The sequence below is a fragment of the Leptothoe sp. ISB3NOV94-8A genome, from assembly GCF_043421595.1.
GTDB classification, from domain to species: domain Bacteria; phylum Cyanobacteriota; class Cyanobacteriia; order Phormidesmidales; family Phormidesmidaceae; genus Leptothoe; species Leptothoe turfae.
Window position 1 is genome coordinate 912,084 of sequence record NZ_JAXSQW010000001.1, and the last position, 19,461, is coordinate 931,544.

Below are 19,461 nucleotides of genomic sequence, written 5' to 3' on the forward strand. Positions count from 1 at the left end.
GAATTTTAAAGGGACGAAAGGAAAAAAGAGTTTTGAATTACGAAATGAAGTTTCTGAGGATTAAAAAATGAGCGGTGAAATAATCGAGTTTCGAAATATCGCAGACGAGATAACCATACGTGAAAGTGACGGTGTAGCAATTGTTAGCATCAGAGCCGCAGGACGATTGGCTGGTAGAGGTGAAAACGCCTTGCGAGAACATTTTAAGGGTGCGCAGGCAAGACAGAGTAAGCTGGCTGAAATGCTTGAAGCTAAAGGCTTTAAGGGTGCGCAGGTAAAGCAGTTTTCAGAGACTGGCATTCCTGATCAGGCATTGGGTGTCATCCTTAAATACTATGCCTACAAAGCTGGCCGATGGTGTACCGAGCAAGCTGAGCATGCCTGTGATCAGTTTTTAGATATGGGTATTCGAGCCACTTGTTATGCAGCCAAAGGGTTAGTCGAAGTTAAAAACATTGCTCCAGAGCCAGCCCCACTGACATTACCCCCAGCTGAAAAGGCAAAGCTTGCGATTGAAATCGTCAGAGATGCGTTTGCAGATCTTGAATTCGGGAATAACCCCCAACAGTCAAACAGCTTGAAGGCGGGAATTTTATTATCGACGGCTCAAGAGGCTTGTCCTGAGTTAGCATCGTCTCTTTTACCTGCTCAGAAGTTTCTAGCAGCGACTAATACGGTTGATGCTGAGGATGTTGTTTGGTTAACTCCGACCTCTTTGGGTAAGCGTCTAGGTATTAGTGCTGTTAAGGTTAACCGGTTGCTGAAAGAGCTGGGGCTGCAGATCAGTAACCAGAAGCCAGCTAAGGGTGAGCCCAGCTACCTGCCGACTGAACGAGGTAAAGAATATTCGTCGATGACTGCGGCTACTGGTGGTAATGGTGACATGACTACCTACCAGCATCTGAAGTGGTCGGAGAGGGTGCTGGAGTTGTTTAAGGAGTAGGCTGCTGCAGATAACGTTCTGCAAAGTGCTTTTGCAGTAGTGCGTGGACAAAGCGATAGCGTCCGCCGGTACGCTGGATGAAGCGATGGTTTTCGGCATGGGCAAGGAATTTCGCGTAGTTCCAGGGGGCAACGCCAGATTGGTGGAGAACAAGGCGTAGGGAGATATGTTGGATGACAGCAATCATCCCGACAGTCATCCCGACAGTCAGTCCGACAATCAGTCCGACAATCAGTCCGACAATCAGTCCGAGACTCAGTCCGAAATTCGTCCCGGCACTTAGCTCTTCACCCAGTCCGGCAATTAACCAGTCAAGTAGCGCAAAACTCAACCCGCCAAGCAGCGCGAAACTCAACCCGCTAATCAGCCCAACACCCATAGATGTCTTTAGTGATCTTTTGATTCCCTGATTAGGCGATTGTTTTTTATCAATATCAGATTCTAATATCGTTAGCCCGGCGAGCACCCCGGCGAGCACCCCGCCAATCAGTCCGAAACTCAACCCGAAACTCAACCCGACACGCAGCCCGACATGTAGCCCAGCAATCAGCCAGTAAGTTGACAAGTAAAACAGCCCGGGAATCAGCCCGACAATTAGCCCGACACGCAGTCCATAGCGCAACGCCTTTCCCCAAAAGAAACTCAGGTTTTCTGGTAGTTTAATAGGCGTCAGTCCGTCCGCTAGCCTGCCACTCAGGCCGACAATCAGTCCGAACAACCCGAAAATCAGTCCGTCCGCTAGCCCACCACTCAGACCACCACTCAGACCACCACTCAGACCGAAACCTAACCCGACAATCAACCCAACAACCAGCCCGAAAATTAGCCTAAAAAGGACTATATATCGCTTCAGATCTTGTTTTCGATCCAACCAGTCAGGTTGTAATCGCTCAATTAAAAACTCCGTAACACCTCGCTTTTCAAGCTTAGAGGCTAACCAGCTGAGATAGTGATGGGTCTTCTCTTTAGACGGAGATCGCCCTGGTGGATAGGCTCCTTGATTGTTCAAATCATCAAGCTGTTTCTCAATGTAGAGATCCAATAACTCCTCTGTTGTCTGAATCGGCTGTCCCTGATATGCCACAACAAACATGAGCAGGAAGAGTGGAGAACGGGCTAAGTTCAGAAGCTGGGGTTGATTTCTCAGAGTGTCCCACAAAGGACCGCGATTAGAATCCTTGAAGTATTGTTCAATTTGATTGTTATCGAGTGCTTGAAGATAGATAGCCCCGTTTAACCGTTTGAGATATTCTCCTTGGGCTTCTAATGCCTCATATTCTTTACGACGGCAGCACGCGACCATCGACATGGCTGGATGTACATCTAAAAACGCGTTAATGGCTCGCATACATTGGATCTGTTTGGCCTGACGTTTTTGATCCATCTTTTCAGACGTAGCCGCTTCAGCCTCATCCACCCGCCGCAATTCATCTAAGCCATCAAGTAAGGGGAATAGCTGATTCTGTTCGATCCATTGTTTCGATACATCAGGAGAAACGTTGTACTTCTCTTTGAGCTGATCGCTTAGCCAATCAGCAAATGATTTCTCGTTGTTGCTTGACCATTCTGATAATTCAAAAATGATGGGAATAGGCTGATCGGTTGATTGCTGTGCCGTTTGCAGTAATGCTTTAGCGACTGCCAAAAGCTCATTCGTTTTGCCAGAACCAGGTTCTCCCAGGATGAGCAGTCGACCCTGAATATCATCTCGTGCTAGGAGGTCATACGTTGAGATGCCAGAAGCTATAGGGGTTGCTGGGGAAGGTGAGTCAAAGGGATTAAATTCACGACGAATGAACTGATCCGACGATTCAAAATCGTCAACCGGTGTCAAATCACGACGTCCTACGCGCTCACGTTGTTCTTTTCGTTTCAGGTCTAGACGAATCTTATGGTGTAGAGAATCCTCTAGACGTTTGACGACTTCCCGTAGGGCAATGTCTATTAACTTCCGACGTAATTCCTGCCGCTGTTCATCGGTGATTTCGCGTTTTTGGGGGCGGAGTTTGCTAAGCAGTCTATTAGACCAGTCTCGCACTGAGTCAATAGATTGAATCACGCCTCCTACGAGCAGTAGAATTGCCAGGCCCCAGGCAAGTCCCGGAACGTTGCTAAGCCATTCCGAAATTTGGTCCTCTGGTGATGAGGCCGTAGCATTTTCAGCGGCTTGAGCGAGTAACCAGACAACGTTCACCATTAGGGCATGACTGAGCTGAGGGTCAGTATATCTACAGCATACTTAACCATGATCAGCTACACACAGAAAGCGGCTCTAACTTGGCGGTTGGGGGCCGCTTTCTGTATCTATAGCTATTAAAGCTGGTTTGATTGATGGGTGCTACAACCTTGTAAATTCAGCCTTAACCTACTGCTGCTTAGCACGTTGCGTTTATACCGATTACTCTTATCTATGAATGTAAGAGCTTTGCGCGGAGTTGATAAATGTAGGCATCCATGGCTGTCTCGTCTTCAAGCTTCACAGTCGTTAGGACGCGCTCGTAACCTTCACCCTCAAACTTATCAAGGCGAGACCAGTGCTCAGCCAACCTCTCCGAACTGAAGAGAAAACCTTTGATTTCACTGCCATGTTTATCCAAGATGATACCTGGGTAGCCAACCGCTGCACCCCAGCCTTCTTGAACCAGAGTACCAATGACAGTGGCTGGCTCCCAGTTTCCCGGAACATCTGCTAAGACGTGCTCGTTAGGTCGACCTGGGGCCAGCGTTCCATAGACGAAAAGTCGGTGAGTCATCGATCTCCTTGAGGTAGCTAACTCTTTACTAGATCTACTTTTTCAGTCTATCTGCCCTTATTGGCCTACTATACTGCGACCTTGCAGCCTATCTACCCAGTGTGAACATGCTATGTGGAAAGTTTCAGTACAGTTACCCTCCAAATATATTTCCTAAAGACTTTCTGTCGTGGCATCGTCCTTCATGCTCGACAAGACCTTGGTGGAGCATTTTAGAGACTTCAGGGCTGAAATGTCCGACTAAGGTCGGAGGTGGGGCTATTTGTTAATAGATGTGGGACAAGGGCTAGCAGCTGTCTAACCCCTGCCTTCCAAGGTTATAACCCTCACTTTTCAGAGCGACCCAATAGCACCTTGGCCAGTACGGTAACGGCCACAACGACGATGAAGGTGTTCAGATCACCTGATTGAGATACCGGTGTAGGTGTTACATGCGTCACTGCTGGTGGCAGCTGTGTTTGAATAGATTGATTATTGGGTGTAGGTTGAATAGCCGTTTGCATGATTGAACTCCGTTACTTGGATGACTCTTCCAGCGTGCGCTAACGTTGACGAGCCATGGTTAAAGTACGGGGTTGGAGTTATGTCAAACATATGTAAGAGTTCCGATAACACCTATGGCACGGTCATTACGAGCATCGATCGCAGGCATTGAAACAGCTAAGCGAGCTTTTAAGCGCAAAGGCTGGACACAGGAATTTTTGGCAGGTCGTGTCAATTGCTCTCGGCAAACAGTAGGTAAATTCTTTGACCGAGGTCGGGTTGAAAGGCGCATATTTCAACCCATTTGTGAAGAGCTCGAAGTCGCCTGGGATGACATCGCAGAACCTGAGGAATCGGGTTCTGCACGAGACAACAGGCCCGATAGTTCAGATGAACTGGTTGGCATTGTCCGAGATATTATTCAAGACAAAGTGCAAAAGCGCTACGGCACTATGAAGGTGCTTGATATGTCCCAACCGATTGGGTTGGATGATATCTATACCAACGTTAAAATTCTGGAAAAAATCACCGGACGCAGATGGCTAAGTGTCGACCAGCTAACCGAAAATGCTTCCTCGACAGATTCGATTCCAGGACTAGAGGCTACTGAACGATACGATAAACTCATGATTTTGGGTAAACCGGGGGCTGGGAAAACAACATTTCTCAAACATTTGGCAATTCAATGCTTCACCGATAGTTTTCATAGTGAATATGTCCCCGTCTTTGTATCACTTAAAGAGTTTGCAGAAGCTCCCAACCAACCAGAGCTGCTGAGCTATTTGAATGAGCTGTTGCTGGATTATGGATTAGCATCTGTCCCGAAAAGCAAAACAGACTCGGACGAAACATTTATTGAGCAGCTATTGAGACAAGACAAGGTGCTTATATTACTTGACGGTTTAGATGAGGTAAAAAAGGTAGATTCTGTTCGAGTGATACAACAGATTCAGAGTCTAACCAATCGCTTTGACCGGAATCGATTTGTGATCACTTGTCGTATTGCTGCACAGGAATTTACTTTTGAGCACTTTACTGAGGTTGAAATTGCCGACTTTGATGATGAACAGATCGCTAACTTTGTTAATAAGTGGTTCTATGCTAAAGATGATGAAGTTAAAGCAGAAAGCTTTATTCAAAACCTGAAAACAAATAAACGAATTGAGGAGTTAGCCTCCAGCCCACTTTTGCTTACCATGCTTTGTATTGTGTTCGAAGATGCAGGCAGTTTTCCAAGTAATCAAGCCGAACTCTATAAAGAAGGGCTAAATGTCTTGCTGAAAAAGTGGGATATGAAGCGTAATATTGAAAGAGACCCAATTTATCAAGGCCTGCATACTGGTTTGGAAAAAGAATTACTGTCTAAGATTGCTTATCAAAATTTCACAGACGATCAGCTCTTTTTCTTAGAACAGGAGATTACTGAACAGATTGCAGCGTTTCTTGCTGATACGTTGGATGCTCCAAAGTACCTTGACGGTGCCAATGTACTCAATGCCATTGAATTTCAACAAGGGATATTGGTAGAGCGAGCTGCGAATGCTTACTCGTTTTCCCATTTGACACTCCAGGAATACCTTGCAGCGCAGTACATCAGCAGTCAATGGCTTATTGATGAATTAGTTTGCGAGCATTTGACAGATAAACGCTGGCGAGAGGTGTTTTTATTGGTGTCAGGATTGGTAGGTGGGCGTAGTCATGAGCTTTTGCTGGCGATGGAGCAACAGGCCAATACGTTTATTAGCCTGCCGAAGTTACAAGGACTATTACAGTGGGCAACAAACCTGAGCGATAGGTCACAGCTTAGCAACAAATTGCTAGCCTCAAGAGCGTGGCTTTTGGTATCTGCCATCGCCAAAGACAGTGGCAGTGCCATCGCCAGTGCCTTACCTATCGTCCTCCCTGGCTCTAGAGCTAGAGCCGACAGAATCATCGCCATCGCCAAAGCCATCGCCAAAGCCAGTACCAGTGCCCTTGACAGCGGCACTGGTACTGCCAGTACCAGTGCCCTTGACCTTGCCAGCAAAATCGACAACGTCATCGCCAGCAAAATCAAAAACGAAATCTCAATCGTCGACTATTGTATCAGAGTCCTCGATAGCGACGAATATAGTCCTAGGGCCATTTCCATGGACAAATACAGCGACAGTGTCATCGCTAGAGCCAGCGCCAGAGCCAGTGCCAGCACCATCGCCAAAGCCATCGCCAGGGCCAGCACCATCGCCAAAGCCATCGACTATGGTGCACTATCAACAGAGTTAGAAGACCTACAAAAACAAATTCCTTTCAAGGACGTTATATCTAATGACTGGCAAAACTTTGCTGATCAATTACTTGACACCTTCCTAACCTTCTTTCACTTAGACAGAGAACTTATAACCTTCTCACTTGAAGAAGCCCAAGCCTTAGAAAAGTACCTCTACGCTGTCGAGCTGATCATCGACTGCAAAAACGCCGCTGTCCGTGTGTCTCGCAAGGAATGGGAAGCGATTGAGTCTAGGTTGCTAACTGGGATGGGGCCTGACGATAACTAATGCTCACCCTGACGTAAGCTTGGAAACGGGTTGTTGAGGGCTGGGGTCGTTCAGCCTAGCCAAGACTCTATGAAAGAAGAATCTCTAACCATAATCTTTGATTTGGTTGGATGAGCGTCAAGTCACGCAGCTGACAGCCTGCCCGAAGCCGTTGATAGCCCACCCTTGATTGCATCCTCCAGCGACATAAACAACACATAGCATTTGCAGTTAGTGCGACATTCGCACTGAGTAGCGGGCGGCGTGATTTCACTAGCGAGCCGTGGCGTGAGCTGCTGGTGGCGCAGGCAAGAGGCGCAATGAACATGATTAGGAGATAGGTGACGGGTAGCGTAGAGCTTGCCCTCTACTGCTGCTGCCCGTCGCTGCATTAAATCGCTGGACAGCCTGCCTGATTTTGCATACATTTTAAGCCGGGCAACAAGCTGAGCCTCACTGACCTTACCCTGCTCTACATCAGCGGTGAGATGCTTCAGCCCGTAGGGTCTGCCATCAGCACCACGACCTTTATAAAACTGACGCTTGAGGATCTCTGTGATTTGCGCCCAGTCTTCATTTGTCACATTTTGCGGGCCACGCTTAGCGATAATTGCACTTGACCCATGGATGCGGCGTAGTGCTTCACCAGACTGTTGTTGAAATTCACGAGCGTTCAGCTTGCCAGCAAAAAAATCGCGCCCCAGTTGTTCTAGCTGGGATGATTCCGCATCAATGACCTTGCTGGTTACAGAAAGAACAGCTTTCTCTGATGCTAGTTTGCCAGCCGCCGCGCCATTGATCCATCGAAACCGTTGAATGTTGGGGTCCCATTTGTATGGCAGTGCGTCTAGATTCAAGGTGCCCCCAGGTAGGTAAGGCCACATGGCGGGATGGTCAGCTCACTGCGGAATTCATAGAGTAGCGAGATCGCCTCAATTTGCTCGAATACCCAGAATGCAAAATTCTCACGATACGTCGTCCCCCCCGAATCAAAGGTAGGCTGCCCAGCAGTGAATGACCCACGCATCGGATCGCTAATCGTATCAATGTACTGAGACTTAAGATGTCGCCAAGTATGGATGATGAGCGGCCAGGTAATGGTTGGGTCACCTCCTGCAAGATTGGCATAGATCGCCGCTTTCATAATCAGTGCGGAGGCGTGTGGTTCTTCGTAAAGAGAAACCGGGTCAGCCGCTGGCAGAATGTCTGTCAATGGTCGTACCTGACCACGCAAATAATAGTCATTGTTGAGAAATTGCAGAGCTCGCATAGCGACAGTTTGTGCGATCGCATCCCCTGGCCTGAGATACCAGGAGTAGGCAGCCTCAACGACTGTCCTGGCCGTGTACCCAATCCACTGCGTATTAGGGTCTTCGCCAATCCAGGAAAATTTATTGATCTGGTCTTGGGAGACAGCCATGGTGTCCCAGGATGCCCAATTGAGTACCGGTGCAAATAATCCAGTCCTGCCAGTGGGATGTTGCTGGAAATAAGCCGTCTGCGCATCGGAAAGGAACTCAATCACATTGTCAGCGGCTTCGCTGTTGCCTTGCTTAATCCAGAATGATGGCGATTGATATGCGGCATAGGGCGAACCACGATAAGCCTCAACCAACCCATTGTCCGTATTGACTGTGAACGGCCAGACACCGGGTGTATAGGGAAGTTCGTCAAATGGATTGTTATTCGGCTTAAAGTCGCCAATCTCAATCGTGTGAGCCGCCTGCACCCGCGATACGAATGAGCCCTTGTAGATAATCAACGGTAGCGGAATGCGCTCTAGCGGAACCTCGCCAGCCCAAAGCACATCCACTGTTACGGTTTGGTTGTCGTCGTCTGGCTCAAACTCAATTCCGCGAATCTGCTGAGAATTTACAGCGTCTGTACCACCGACATAATTCACCCAGCCCGCCGGTATTAATTGCCAGTTTGGTGATGGGCCGATATCACGTGAGTATTTGTCGTCGTCGGCATCTGTAATAAAGCAGGTCACAACCCCGCCCTGAACTCTCACATATAGCTGAGGTGGTTGGTTCGTGGCACCGCCGAGAGAGCGTCCATCGTTTTGCAGCAGCACCAAGCCAGCGCCAGCGAAGATTGTCTTTCGCAGTGTTAGCCGAACGGCAAGACCGCTTGATAGTTGTGATGAACCGGGCACTGACGGCGCGGTCACTTCGATCAATTCCGACTCTGAGATCGTGTCGGGGTCACTGTCAGAATAAAGATAAACAGGATTATCGGCCAGGCGCGGATGCCACACTAAATATTGTTCGCCGCCTGATCGGTAGTCGCCCACCTCAAAGCCATAGCCATAGCGAGCAAAATCCCAAGCGTTAAAGGTGCGTGTGATTGGTACATTGGCTTGTGCCACCATGAACACCTTATAAAGCTGGGACTGGTCAAAGGCATCCGTGCTCGCTGAGAGCACAATTTCTAGAATCGCATCGACCGAGCAAACCACCTCAATCGATATCGTGCCGTAATCATAAAGCTGGACAATGGTGGCAAAATTTTGCACTTCCATCGAAGCGAAAGGCTGATCCGGTGTACTGGTAACGATGCGCAACCACTGGTCCCTTGCACCTCCGTTAATACGCTCAATGGTCCCTTCGTTGTTGTTGAAAATCCAAAACACCTGCGACCCTGGCCACCTTAGCGGAATGTCGTAGAACGGTTCTTTTTTATAAAAATACGAAATATTTGGAACCGTAGCCGTCGCGATCGCAGTTCCAATGGTCGCATCCCGCGCCCGCGCCCATTTAGCATCGCCGGTTTCTTCGAATAGCAGATCATAGGCTTCGGATAGCCAGGGAAACACATCAAAGGCAGCAAAACTTTCCGTCGCGCCAACTGGACGCAGCAATGGCGATGGCTCAAACTTTTCGTTTACCCCAACCGTGGGACCTGAATAATCTGAATAAACAACAATTGCTTGGCCTGAATAATTGGAGTTTAAAGCAATCGTGCCAGCACCCTCAGTCGTTGGTACTAATGGCGTGCCTCCAGGCTGGATGTAGTCAGGTGCAATCCGAAAGCGATCTCCTTCTAGTAGTAGGTCGCTAACCCAATAATTAACTGTGTACTCAGTGCCTTGGATTAGCGGGGAGTAGACGTAGGGCCATAGCAACAAGCCGTCAGTGGAATAGACCTTATAAACATCAGCTAACAGACCGCCGGGAATCGTAGCAACGCCATTACTAAAAGTAAAAATCTCGCCAAACCGGCCATTAGAAATCGGTGGATCTCTTTGAATACCTTTCGTCGGGAAACTGCCACGCGCATTGATTAACCAGTGCGGCACGTAGAAGTAATCGAAAGCATTGCCGCCGACAGGTGGAGGAGGGACAACATAGTAATAATCCTCAATGGCTTCAGCCAGAAGGATAGCGCGGTCAAGCCAGGACTGCGCACCCGTAATCCGATACGCTTTGATGGCTGACCTAACCCCAACTGCTTGACCTTCGGTCGTTCCTGCTGTTGCGGGGAAATAGCCACCCCGCCCAAGCACTTCGTGAAAGCTGTTAATCGAAACACCATCATTGTTAATCAGGAACGGCGCTTGATTTCTCGTAAAGCGGGTAAGATGGTCGTCAATGCCGTCGAGTATATCAAGCATCAATGACGGGTCTAGCTCTGCCCTCAATTCTTCGCAGCTGCCGCCCGGCTCTTCAATAAATGTGGCGCTAAAATTGTAAAGTGGGTTAGGCTCTCCTCGGAGTTCTTCAAATTCATAGTTTTTGCAAATCACTAATGCCAATGGCCACCCATCATACGGTTGCCATTGAAACGGGATCCACCCATGGTACAGGTCTAGCAAATCCTTCAGGCGATCTCGCTCTAATTGTGGGACTGCGTTTGACCCAACTTGCCACTCAATCCGAGGAACAATTGAATTTGCACCAGTTGAAACGTATTCGTCGCCCAACTCCAACGCATAGCCACCAAATGCCGCTGACATTTCGACATCGATAGAAACCTTGAATTCTAACTGGGGGGCTGACATGGACGATCAAAGGAACTGTTGCTATTCTGCTAACCCTTTTGGCTTAAAGTAGATGCGGACACTCTGGGGTTCTCTGCTCTCTGCCTCTAATTTGAGTTGATTAGAGGGCACGTATTCAGAAAGTTGGCTTTCTACCAACTCCATATCTGCCTCGTCAAAAAAGCTAATTGAAACATAGCTAGACATAAAAACCACACCTTTGATTTTCCCTGTGGCGGCCCATTCTTTTACAGGGGGTATTTTTAGCAAAGGGCTGTCAGCAAGGCTTGACAGTGGAAACCCTTCTTTTATTTCTACTCTGAGGCTAGGCGACGGTGCGGACATGGGCTATTGACGAAACTGCTGTTATTCTACTTCAGTCTTAACAGAGGGCAACTCTGAGAGTTTTGCCGAATTGTGCTAGTTTTTATTTGCTTTTTTGCGAGTGTTAAGATTGGCGCATTGACGATTTTCAGGTACCAACGCGGGTCTTCTTGTGAGGTTCGCGTTTTATTGATTAATGAATAAAATCGCTGTTTCAGTTAAACAGAAGATCTCAGTCCTGGCCCAAGAGGGATCTCCTTACGAGGTGTGTGGGTTCGTCTTGGCTGACGATTCGCTGCATGTCGCTGAGAACATAGCGCACGAGTATAAGCAATGTGATCCGGGGTACAGCGATGCCCGCGAAACGCATTTTGCAATTGATCCAGACTCTCAGAGCTTTTTTGAAGAAAACCGAGATCGCATCAAGGCTGTTTTCCATTCCCACACAAGTCCTAAAGTTAGCGGTTATTTGTCGCCGGACGATGTGCATAATTCGATCGCGGCGAATGTCCCGTATGTGGTTTATCATTGCCATCCTGATTTTGAGTCGTGGGATCTGTTCGATCCAGATGGGCTACATCCATATCCATTAGAGCGTCGCGGGTCGGCTAATCCTAGCTCATTGGCTTTCTATCTGGGATGGCGCTTTGAGTTTCCTCGTAGCGATTGCTTGACGCTGTTCCGCAATTATTTTCGGGGTAAGCTGGGAATAGAAATTCGGAATTATCCTAGACCCAAGCGCCAGCAAGATTGTTTCGTGGAGGGCTGGGACGCTTATCGAGAAAACTTTAGTCGTGAAGGATTCGTTAAACTGCCTGAAGGAGCGACTTTGAGGGCGAACGATATATTGCTGTCTACCTTGGTTGGGGTAACGCCTCATCATGTGTCGATTGTGATAGATCCTGAGAAGAAAACAGCATTGCATTTGCAAGAGCCAGGCATGGTCTCTGAGTTGTATGTTCATTCTGGTCCGATCTGGGAGAATCGAACTAAGTCTGCATGGAGGCATCGGCATCTGACATGATTTCACTAAAGTTTCATGGCGTCCTGAGTACGTTAGCGCAGGATTTTGAAGCCGAGATCTCCGCACCACACAAAGCATTTCGCTTGGCCTTATTCAACTTTCCGTTGCTGGAGCCTTACCTGCGGGCAGCAGAAGATTTAGGCGTTGTGTTTAAAGTTGTCCTAGAACGATGCGGTATCCGGCAAGAACTAAATGAGATAGATTTCTGTGAGGCATCGGTATCTCAGGGAGAACTGCATATCTATCCCGTCATCAGCGGCGGCGGGCAAATTGGGAAAATCATTGCTGGTGTAGCATTGATCGGCTTAGCGATTTCAGGGGTAGGTTTTCTAGGCTTGTCACCGCTGATGACTGGGGTGATGGGCGGACTGCTGTTGTTCCAGGGTGTAATGGGCGGAAAGCCTGATGCGCCTAATCCTGATGAAGAAAATACACGGTCTAACGTATTCTCTGGTCCGGTTAATACAGCATCAGTAGGCATCCCGTATCCTCTCGCGCTGGGTTACGTGATTGAAGTGGGCTCTTTGGTTGCATCAGCCACTATTCGTTCATTCGAAGTAAGAGGCTAGTCTTGTTGCCGCCGCAACGAAGGCACGCCACCAAAGCGAGATTGGTTATTCCTGAGTCTGCAATCAGCTAGCCCTTTCCCGCATCGATCTAGATTTGCGTTAAGGGTGGGCTGCCCTGTCACCGTGAACATTCTGCTGCCCGTATATCCGCATTCGGCACCTCGATACCGTACAGTTGGATCGCATTTTCTCAGCGCTTTGCGGTTTGGCAAAGATCTTCCCTCTGCTGAGATGGAATTCTCCAACCGGTAGGTAGCCGATTCTCCTGGTACTAGCACTCTACTCATGATGCGTAGCCGTACTTGAGAGAGGACGCGATCGCTCTGCGGTAAATTCCCCAGTGGCCCACCATCTAAATAATCAGGGCGCGTATACAACACATCAACTCGCCCGCCAACAATATGCGGAAATAGCTGATCTGCCTGAGTCAGAAAGCGATCGGCATCTGAGACGGTCAAGTCAGCCTGCATTTCCGTGCCCTGGCTTGTAACCTTGAATCCTGAGAGAGAGCAAGCCCGTGGTGTGTAAACTTTTGAGAGGAACGTTACCCCAGTGTGAGCACAGAAATAGAATTCGTCGCCAGCGCCCGGATTATAACCAAACACTCGAAAAAGCTGGATGATGACGTCCTGATCGAGAGATTGCAGCTCTGATGTGATTGACATTCTGGCTCAGCGTAGTTCTTTTGCTAGCATTGGGCTGATACAGCACCATGGTAACAATGCAAAAGGTCACAAGGCGATTGGTAGATGTGCCCTCATTCGGCATCGTAGACGGTTTGGCTTACCAGCCCAATGATCTATCTCCAGATGAACACGCCCACGCGATCGCTACCTTCTCTAAATCAGCAGCTCCGTTAGGGCTTGATATCGACCTGACCTATAGCCAGGAGCTATTTACCAAAGTTGACTCTCGGGGTTGGCTGTTCAGAGCCCCAGGGGCCATACCGGTGTTGTTTGAGCGTGTTCGCGTTCAGAATTTTGTTCGATGGGTGTGTCATCGGCATGAATCCGACTCGTGCGATCGCTCTCCAGTAAGCGATCGTTATCAGGGGTACAATCGTCAGCAATGGCACCGCTGGGTGGTGAAACTAAGCGAGGCAACCGGGGCCAACAGCCGTGATGACCGATGGACTGACATTCAAACTGGGCTTATACTGGGGGCCACATTCACCAGCCTAGGGATGTTCCCGTCCAAGGCTCGTCCTTATTTGCCTGTTATTGGGGCCATGGCGCTGACCGAGTTTAGAGATCTCGTTAATGCAATGCCATCGAGATCGGGCAAGATTCAGTATCAAAAGAGAGCCAGCTAGCCAACCTTCGCTCGCCGATTCACCTCATCTTCAATCCCTTCAATCTGAATGACAGCAGCTGCCACAGCATCAGGCAGTTTGGCATACATGCGACAGATAACATCAATGGCCTTATCGCTGATCGGCTTCGGTTTCTTATTATCTTCCGGTTCAAAAGGTAGGAGGTCATTAGCCGCGATCGCTTTCCCTTTGCCACCCCCGAAAGCAGACAACGAATTCAGAATCCCAGCGAACCCATAAGATGCCGTACGGGATGCAATATTAGCGTCCCGTCGTTTTTGTTTAAGGATCTGACTATAGGCCTCAAGTGCAAGCCATTCGGGCTGGTTGCCAAAGTTCTCCCAGCTAAACCTAGGATCGCTGGCGGGGAGCCCGGCTAGGCAGCACTGCCAGTAGACGCTGCTCCAATCAATTCCTGTGGCAATTTCTCGTCTGCTTCGGAGGTCCCGGACGAGTTCTCTAACTTTCCCGCTGTCATATTGGAGTCGTCCTCTTTTTGGGTGAACGCCATTCGTTCACTGAGGTAAAATTCATGGATCTTTCTGACTGCATCTATGGGTGCTACGGGCAGGGCGCGTGTATTTTCAACGCTCCAATCAGAATAGCCAACCAGGGGGGTGAGATCTTCACCACAAAGAAAAGCAACCTCTCCACCGACGCGATTTTTCAACGGTTCTTTGAGGGGGATAGTCTCATCGCCTTCTGCTACAGCTTTTGCTGTTTGGATTAATTGCCCATCGGCATTCAACCAGGTTCCTTTTTCCAGGCTGAAGGGGCACGGCCCAATAGTTAGTTCCTCCTTCCCAGCACGGGCCGCTTTGGTTAATCGAATTCCGTACAGCGTCCGGCCCTGAATCAGGATTGTCGCTGTGCGGTCAATCAGACTGCGGTCTTGGTTTTGTTGGGCCAATGCGCGACCGAGTTGCAGGTATCGCTCTCGACCCATATTACGGAACAGAGCAAGCTGTTGGTTCTGGCTTTCTTCCGTGACCACCTCAGCCCCTTCGACTTGAATCATTTCACCAAATAGCTTGGCCTTAGCGTGCTCAAAGCTCAGCCCCGTTTGTTCCATGATCTCAGCGATTGCTTCCAGGGTCAGCACCTGAGAGCTTAACTGAGATTCCAGCAGGCTATTGTCCGTCACCTCAGCCGAGCTCGCTTCGTTCACGGTGATGTATCCCAGCTTCTTCAGGTAGATTGTGGTGAATCCTGGAACGTCGATGCGGTGGAATGAGATTGCGGTTGAGGTTTGTTTTTGACGGAAGGGTAGCATGAGGTGGGATTAATCGGAACTTCGCCCATTCTATCTAATTTGTTGTTTGACGATAATAGATAGAGTTCTATTTAGCCATCTACGGTACAACCGCCAGCAGGGCAAAGCGCGGGGACGGGGGATGTGGTGAAGGGGGTGTTTGTGGTGAAGGGGATTTAACGGCCCTGGTCTCATACACCGGGATACAGGCACCGGAGTGGTGCGGGTCGTAGTCAGCAGGCTGGGGTTTGTTGGGGAGATTCATTGACTACGCAGATGATTCTTAGTGCTCCGACCATAATCTTTGATTTGGATGGATGAGTATGTCAAGCACTCTGGCAATAAATATCAAAGCCATCGTCAATAGCATTAGGCAAGATTGACAACTGCTTATGTGATTTGTCAGCAATTTTGGGCAAGACTTTGAAGACTTCAAGTGCCATAGGAACGCTCAGTCTTTCCCCAGTCAAAAGTCCTTCGACACTGACAATATCAACGACAGGATAGGATTCTGAGTTTATTTTATTGTCATACAATCCATATTGCTTGGCTTCTTTGAGCATGGCCGATGTAGGTGGCTTAAGCGTTATGAATACACCCATGCATGCATCTTCGCGATTCATTGTGCCATAAAGGTCACGAATGTCTCTGGAGCTTACCTTGCCGGATTTCACCTGAAAAATAACGCGCCCATACTCCCCGCCGTGGTCTTCTAGAAAAAGTAAAAAACCGTCAACGCCTCTATCTGCACCTTTCTTACTATTAACGACAGCGCGGTTCTTAGAATATGTTTGGATGGCCCATTTCTCAAACTCTTTTCGCACACGGTCATCCTCTCGATTAGCTAATGCGATCGCGGATTCCATGTCCTTAGGAACACCCGCCACCTTAATGTTATCTATGACGGATTTCCCATGAGAAACAGTTAAACGCTTCATAATCAGACCAATAGACTGATAGGTGATGTCGATGCCTATCCAATGACGGTTTAGTTTTTGGGCAGCGGCCACGGTTGTACCACATCCGCAATAAGCATCAAGGACTACATCACCTTCATTGGTCGCAACCTCGATAATCCTTTGGAGTAGAGCTTCTGGTTTTTGAGTTGGATACCCTAACCTTTCTTTGGCTTGAGAATTGATAGGGGAGATATCATCCCATAGAGATTGCAATGGGATACCCTTCATCTCGTCAAGATAACGCTTTAATCGAATCCCACCTTTATTCGTGAAGTGCAGTCTCCCTTCACTATCTAGACGCTCCATGCTGTCTGGTGGGACTCGCCACAGGGAATGACAGCCCTTGTATTCATACTCATACCCTCCCCCCGACAGTCCTTTAGCCGTTAGGTTATCATCAGTCCATCTACGACCATTAGCATCTTTCCGCTTAAATCGCTTCTTATAGTCTTCTGTATACATTGAGTAAGAAGGGTTCCAAGTGTAATCCTTGCTCTTTGTATAAAAGAAGATAATGTCTACGTTATTTCCATACCTAGAAGAGTCGTTGTGAGCCGTAGTCCTCTTCCAAGTGATTTCATTTTTGTAATCTCCACCATTAGGGCAGAAGATTGAATCAAGGACAATTTTTATATAATGACTTGCTGTCGGATCACAGTGAAAATAGAAGCTCCCTGTAGGCTTAAGGACTCTATGAATTTCGGCAACTCTCAAAGTAATGCTAACCAAATACGCAAGCAAGCTGCCTCTACCCAATACTTTTTCGAGGCTCGTCAATAGCAATAATGTCTGCTTTGAATACAGGCCATTGTCATTAGCAGCAATTTTCCGAAATCCCTTGATGGCTAAGTCATCCCAAATCCAAGTATCGACAAATGCCTGGGCTTGAGCACAGTCTTCTTTACCTAGATTATTGTAGATTTGGTTGTAGTTCCGTTTTGAATTGAAGGGTGGATCGATATAACAAAGGTCAACCGATTCATTCGGAATATACTTCCCTAACACCTCCAAGTTATCCCCGTAGTACAAATAATTCATAAGTGTTTATTTTAAAGCTTCTTGTCAGCGCTTCTCGATAAACGTAAAGTCCCAGGAAATTACAAAGCCATTGGACGCAAGCTTTGCAATTATCATAAAGCTGCCATAAACAACAATGAAGAGCTAAATGATAAAACGATGGTAGACATTGATTGATTGCTATGCAGCTTACTTAATTGCTTCACATTGAATGATTCGCAGTAATCAATCAATTTTAGCTGTTATCGGGCGTGTACTACAAATCTCTGTACTAACAGGCACCCAGTGTTATATTTCAAACCTGTAAAGCGATCTATATAGGTCCTGTCAGCAAAAATACCTTGAGAAAGTAGGGGTACTTACTATTTTCTCAGGCAATGAAATTTTTATACAAAAGTCTTGGTTGTCTTGCGATCGCAGCCTCGGTAATCCTCTTAACAGGCATCCCAGTTCAAGCTAATTGCGAAGATCGAGCGTCCGCATTCTGTGAAACAGATGATACTAAAGAAACTTTTAATGATGGAGAAATAGAGCGCCTAGAAATAAACGACTGGCGTGATAGCGTTTTTGACCTACCCTGGTCTCGTCCCCTACTTATCGTTCACCCGTTTGATGGTGAGTATCTAGCCGTTGCAGATAATAATTTTTCAGGTAATCTTGCCTGGTCTAATTGGGACGAATCGGTCATCTCAATTTGGTCAGAAAAAGGCGTAAGGATTGTCGCACGCAGACGGGAGAAACGATGTGGGGTTTTCTCCTGCCGAACGAACGTCATTTGGTACGAGACCAATGCGCTAGACGTAAAAATTGGCGATATCGTTTTTTCGCTAGAAGGAGTAAACGGCAACTTCACGCTAGACGATGAGCAAAAACAGATTTTAGCCAGCGCTCCAGCAGGAGAAGCCATCATCCGTGTGTCCATTGAGGGTAGAGGCGGCGAAGTAATTAATGATATTGGAGAAGGAACTGTTGAAGCTTGGCGGACGGTTTTTGGCCAAAGTGCGAACAATGCAATAGGTGAATAAGGGTGCGCTTCAAACTTTAACCAATAGTAAAGGGGTAAAAATGAAACGTTTTCTACAAAGTTTGGTATTAGCGAGTGCGATCTCGGCTGGCTCGTTAGGTTTTCAAGGTGAGGCGCGGGCGAATCGTTTTTTTAATGCGCTTGAGGACTATTGCAACAGTCGGATTGACTTTACTTTTGTTGGGCCAAACGTTTGCTTCCGGCAGGAAGAAAACTCCATCACCATCACCTCGATGACCAGCGATGGTTATCACTTGATTCAAATCATTCAACTCGTCAGAGAATCAAGAATGACGAGCGTGGCTGTCTTTACTCCGGACAGCACCAAAATTGTTCAAGCACATAGTTATTATCTTCACGGCAATCAGCGTCATGACTATTCAGTGGGTAGCGATCGCGTATTGGCTGGGTTTCTCAGCGATTTAGACCAAGCCTATGATGCGGTTGAGTATTGGTTGTACGCAGAGGGTCTTTACTAACAATGGGTGACGACGAGTTTAGCGATGGTCCAACTACCAAATTTGGCGCTGAATATAAGGTTGGACTGGATTTAGTTGGCTTAAATCGTCTGCTTCAGCAAGGCATTGATCCAGAAAAGCTTTTAGATAGCGAGATCGAGCAGATGGAAGCAGACTCTCAGAACGCACGTCAAGCAATCGTCAATGTAATTGCCAACCAAAAGCGACTTCAACAGCAGTATGAAAAGGCACAAACGGAAGTCAATAAATGGAAACGGCGGGCACATCTTGCTTTGCAAAAAGGAGATGAGTATCTAGCACGGGAAGCGCTGATCCGTAAAAAGATGCACACTGGAATTCTCAGTAATCTTGAAGTTCAGATCAATCAAGAACCAGCTTCAGTTCAAACCCTTAAACAAAATCTAACTTTTCTAGAAGCCAAAATCGCTGAAGCAAAAAGTATGAAAACCAGACTGAAAGCGCAGATTGCGGCTGCTAAGGTGAATGGGCAATTGCAAAAAACAGCAGGCAATTTGGGTGCCAGCATTGCAATGACAGCATTTGAGCGCATGGAAGAGAAAATACTGCAAATAGAGGCACGTTCGCAGGCAGAAGAAGAACTTACTGAAACCGATTTAGAGAGTCAGTTTGCCATGCTAGAGTCAGACAATGACTTTGATGAAGAACTGGCAGCTATGAAAGCGCAGTTATTGGGATCTATCCAGCAATTGCCCCAGTCTCCCAATTCTGAACCCTCGAACACTCTTGTTAGCTGTGCAGCGGTTGATGTGGAACTAGAGGAGCTGAAGCGAATGCTCGATCAGCTTTGATGATATTGGCCACGCTGT

19 protein-coding genes are annotated in these 19,461 nt (G+C 47.7%); 8 read left to right on the forward strand and 11 right to left on the reverse strand.

The genetic code is table 11. The annotated features are described in order from the left end of the window. Positions 1-67 precede the first annotated feature (67 nt). Entirely contained in the window at positions 68-943 is an 876-nt protein-coding gene (locus SPB21_RS04035) for a hypothetical protein (RefSeq protein WP_499865616.1), read from the forward strand. On the opposite strand, the gene SPB21_RS04040 is transcribed toward SPB21_RS04035, so the two are convergent. The 3 genes from SPB21_RS04040 to SPB21_RS04050 all read right to left on the reverse strand — a co-directional run bounded on the left by SPB21_RS04040 (position 933) and on the right by SPB21_RS04050 (position 4,199). After that, entirely contained in the window at positions 933-3,140 is a 2,208-nt protein-coding gene (locus SPB21_RS04040; RefSeq protein WP_499865617.1) for an NACHT domain-containing protein, read from the reverse strand. The genes SPB21_RS04035 and SPB21_RS04040 overlap by 11 nt on opposite strands. Before the next feature lie 211 nt (positions 3,141-3,351). After that, positions 3,352-3,696, reverse strand: coding sequence for a gamma-glutamylcyclotransferase family protein (locus tag SPB21_RS04045; RefSeq protein WP_499865619.1), 345 nt, complete (start codon positions 3,694-3,696; stop codon positions 3,352-3,354). Positions 3,697-4,022: 326 nt separating this feature from the next. Beyond that, positions 4,023-4,199 carry a hypothetical protein gene (locus tag SPB21_RS04050; RefSeq protein WP_499865620.1) on the reverse strand — a complete coding sequence of 59 codons (177 nt, stop codon included), beginning with the start codon at positions 4,197-4,199 and terminating at the stop codon, positions 4,023-4,025. Between the two features lie 114 nt (positions 4,200-4,313). Between SPB21_RS04050 and SPB21_RS04055 the strand changes: the two genes are divergently transcribed. Next, positions 4,314-6,713, forward strand: a complete 2,400-nt coding sequence (locus tag SPB21_RS04055) for an NACHT domain-containing protein (protein WP_499865621.1) — start codon at positions 4,314-4,316, stop codon at positions 6,711-6,713. 122 nt (positions 6,714-6,835) lie between these two features. Here the strand turns inward: SPB21_RS04055 and SPB21_RS04060 are convergent, their stop codons facing one another. The 3 genes from SPB21_RS04060 to SPB21_RS04070 are packed head-to-tail and all read right to left on the reverse strand — an operon-like array spanning position 6,836 to position 11,019. Continuing rightward, on the reverse strand, positions 6,836-7,576 hold the full coding sequence (locus SPB21_RS04060; protein ID WP_499865622.1) for a hypothetical protein: 741 nt from the start codon (positions 7,574-7,576) through the stop codon (positions 6,836-6,838). Next, a complete protein-coding gene (locus tag SPB21_RS04065; RefSeq protein ID WP_499865624.1) occupies positions 7,546-10,695 on the reverse strand; it encodes a hypothetical protein in 3,150 nt (1,049 codons plus the stop codon). Before SPB21_RS04065 ends, SPB21_RS04060 begins: the two co-directional genes overlap by 31 nt. Positions 10,696-10,716: 21 nt before the next feature. Further along, positions 10,717-11,019, reverse strand: coding sequence for a hypothetical protein (locus SPB21_RS04070; RefSeq protein WP_499865625.1), 303 nt, complete (start codon positions 11,017-11,019; stop codon positions 10,717-10,719). Positions 11,020-11,194: 175 nt separating this feature from the next. On the opposite strand from SPB21_RS04070, the gene SPB21_RS04075 reads away from it, so the two are divergent. Further along, complete coding sequence (locus tag SPB21_RS04075; protein ID WP_499865627.1) at positions 11,195-12,022, forward strand: M67 family metallopeptidase; 828 nt, start codon at positions 11,195-11,197, stop codon at positions 12,020-12,022. Next, a complete protein-coding gene (locus SPB21_RS04080) occupies positions 12,019-12,591 on the forward strand; it encodes a tail assembly protein (protein ID WP_499865628.1) in 573 nt (190 codons plus the stop codon). The genes SPB21_RS04075 and SPB21_RS04080 overlap by 4 nt, the downstream gene beginning before the upstream one ends. On the opposite strand, the gene SPB21_RS04085 is transcribed toward SPB21_RS04080, so the two are convergent. Further along, positions 12,588-13,256: a phage minor tail protein L gene (locus SPB21_RS04085; protein WP_499865629.1), complete on the reverse strand. Its 669-nt coding sequence runs from the start codon at positions 13,254-13,256 to the stop codon at positions 12,588-12,590. The two genes, SPB21_RS04080 and SPB21_RS04085, sit on opposite strands and share 4 nt — an antisense overlap. 56 nt (positions 13,257-13,312) lie before the next feature. On the opposite strand from SPB21_RS04085, the gene SPB21_RS04090 reads away from it, so the two are divergent. Continuing rightward, positions 13,313-13,903 (forward strand): hypothetical protein, encoded by a 591-nt coding sequence (locus tag SPB21_RS04090; RefSeq protein WP_499865631.1) that lies wholly within the window; start codon positions 13,313-13,315, stop codon positions 13,901-13,903. On the opposite strand, the gene SPB21_RS04095 is transcribed toward SPB21_RS04090, so the two are convergent. From SPB21_RS04095 to SPB21_RS04110, 4 genes are all read right to left on the reverse strand, one after another. After that, positions 13,900-14,115 (reverse strand): hypothetical protein, encoded by a 216-nt coding sequence (locus SPB21_RS04095; protein ID WP_499865632.1) that lies wholly within the window; start codon positions 14,113-14,115, stop codon positions 13,900-13,902. The two genes, SPB21_RS04090 and SPB21_RS04095, sit on opposite strands and share 4 nt — an antisense overlap. Before the next feature lie 164 nt (positions 14,116-14,279). Then, positions 14,280-15,071: a hypothetical protein gene (locus SPB21_RS04100; RefSeq protein WP_499865634.1), complete on the reverse strand. Its 792-nt coding sequence runs from the start codon at positions 15,069-15,071 to the stop codon at positions 14,280-14,282. Between the two features lie 184 nt (positions 15,072-15,255). Continuing rightward, positions 15,256-15,420: a hypothetical protein gene (locus SPB21_RS04105; RefSeq protein WP_499865635.1), complete on the reverse strand. Its 165-nt coding sequence runs from the start codon at positions 15,418-15,420 to the stop codon at positions 15,256-15,258. A gap of 61 nt (positions 15,421-15,481) precedes the next feature. Beyond that, a complete protein-coding gene (locus tag SPB21_RS04110; RefSeq protein ID WP_499865637.1) occupies positions 15,482-17,152 on the reverse strand; it encodes a site-specific DNA-methyltransferase in 1,671 nt (556 codons plus the stop codon). Between the two features lie 356 nt (positions 17,153-17,508). Between SPB21_RS04110 and SPB21_RS04115 the strand changes: the two genes are divergently transcribed. The 3 genes from SPB21_RS04115 to SPB21_RS04125 are packed head-to-tail and all read left to right on the forward strand — an operon-like array spanning position 17,509 to position 19,443. Next, a complete protein-coding gene (locus tag SPB21_RS04115; RefSeq protein WP_499865639.1) occupies positions 17,509-18,156 on the forward strand; it encodes a hypothetical protein in 648 nt (215 codons plus the stop codon). Positions 18,157-18,196: 40 nt separating this feature from the next. After that, positions 18,197-18,634 carry a hypothetical protein gene (locus SPB21_RS04120; protein ID WP_499865640.1) on the forward strand — a complete coding sequence of 146 codons (438 nt, stop codon included), beginning with the start codon at positions 18,197-18,199 and terminating at the stop codon, positions 18,632-18,634. Positions 18,635-18,636: 2 nt separating this feature from the next. Next, the gene (locus tag SPB21_RS04125) at positions 18,637-19,443 is read left to right on the forward strand and encodes a PspA/IM30 family protein (RefSeq protein ID WP_499865641.1); all 807 of its coding nucleotides are present in this window, start codon (positions 18,637-18,639) and stop codon (positions 19,441-19,443) included. The last annotated feature ends 18 nt before the right edge of the window (positions 19,444-19,461 follow it).

Excerpts from the sequence above, each read along its gene's own strand:
- SPB21_RS04070 (WP_499865625.1), bottom strand. The coding sequence starts at position 11,019 with ATGTCCGCACCGTCGCCTAGCCTCAGAGTAGAAATAAAAGAAGGGTTT.
- SPB21_RS04045 (WP_499865619.1), bottom strand. The coding sequence starts at position 3,696 with ATGACTCACCGACTTTTCGTCTATGGAACGCTGGCCCCAGGTCGACCT.
- SPB21_RS04065 (WP_499865624.1), bottom strand. The coding sequence starts at position 10,695 with ATGTCAGCCCCCCAGTTAGAATTCAAGGTTTCTATCGATGTCGAAATG.
- SPB21_RS04075 (WP_499865627.1), top strand. The coding sequence starts at position 11,195 with ATGAATAAAATCGCTGTTTCAGTTAAACAGAAGATCTCAGTCCTGGCC.
- SPB21_RS04105 (WP_499865635.1), bottom strand. The coding sequence starts at position 15,420 with ATGAATCTCCCCAACAAACCCCAGCCTGCTGACTACGACCCGCACCAC.
- SPB21_RS04120 (WP_499865640.1), top strand. The coding sequence starts at position 18,197 with ATGAAACGTTTTCTACAAAGTTTGGTATTAGCGAGTGCGATCTCGGCT.
- SPB21_RS04035 (WP_499865616.1), top strand. The coding sequence starts at position 68 with ATGAGCGGTGAAATAATCGAGTTTCGAAATATCGCAGACGAGATAACC.
- SPB21_RS04040 (WP_499865617.1), bottom strand. The coding sequence starts at position 3,140 with ATGGTGAACGTTGTCTGGTTACTCGCTCAAGCCGCTGAAAATGCTACG.
- SPB21_RS04060 (WP_499865622.1), bottom strand. The coding sequence starts at position 7,576 with ATGTGGCCTTACCTACCTGGGGGCACCTTGAATCTAGACGCACTGCCA.
- SPB21_RS04080 (WP_499865628.1), top strand. The coding sequence starts at position 12,019 with ATGATTTCACTAAAGTTTCATGGCGTCCTGAGTACGTTAGCGCAGGAT.
- SPB21_RS04050 (WP_499865620.1), bottom strand. The coding sequence starts at position 4,199 with ATGCAAACGGCTATTCAACCTACACCCAATAATCAATCTATTCAAACA.
- SPB21_RS04090 (WP_499865631.1), top strand. The coding sequence starts at position 13,313 with ATGCAAAAGGTCACAAGGCGATTGGTAGATGTGCCCTCATTCGGCATC.
- SPB21_RS04055 (WP_499865621.1), top strand. The coding sequence starts at position 4,314 with ATGGCACGGTCATTACGAGCATCGATCGCAGGCATTGAAACAGCTAAG.
- SPB21_RS04115 (WP_499865639.1), top strand. The coding sequence starts at position 17,509 with ATGAAATTTTTATACAAAAGTCTTGGTTGTCTTGCGATCGCAGCCTCG.
- SPB21_RS04085 (WP_499865629.1), bottom strand. The coding sequence starts at position 13,256 with ATGTCAATCACATCAGAGCTGCAATCTCTCGATCAGGACGTCATCATC.
- SPB21_RS04125 (WP_499865641.1), top strand. The coding sequence starts at position 18,637 with ATGGGTGACGACGAGTTTAGCGATGGTCCAACTACCAAATTTGGCGCT.
- SPB21_RS04110 (WP_499865637.1), bottom strand. The coding sequence starts at position 17,152 with ATGAATTATTTGTACTACGGGGATAACTTGGAGGTGTTAGGGAAGTAT.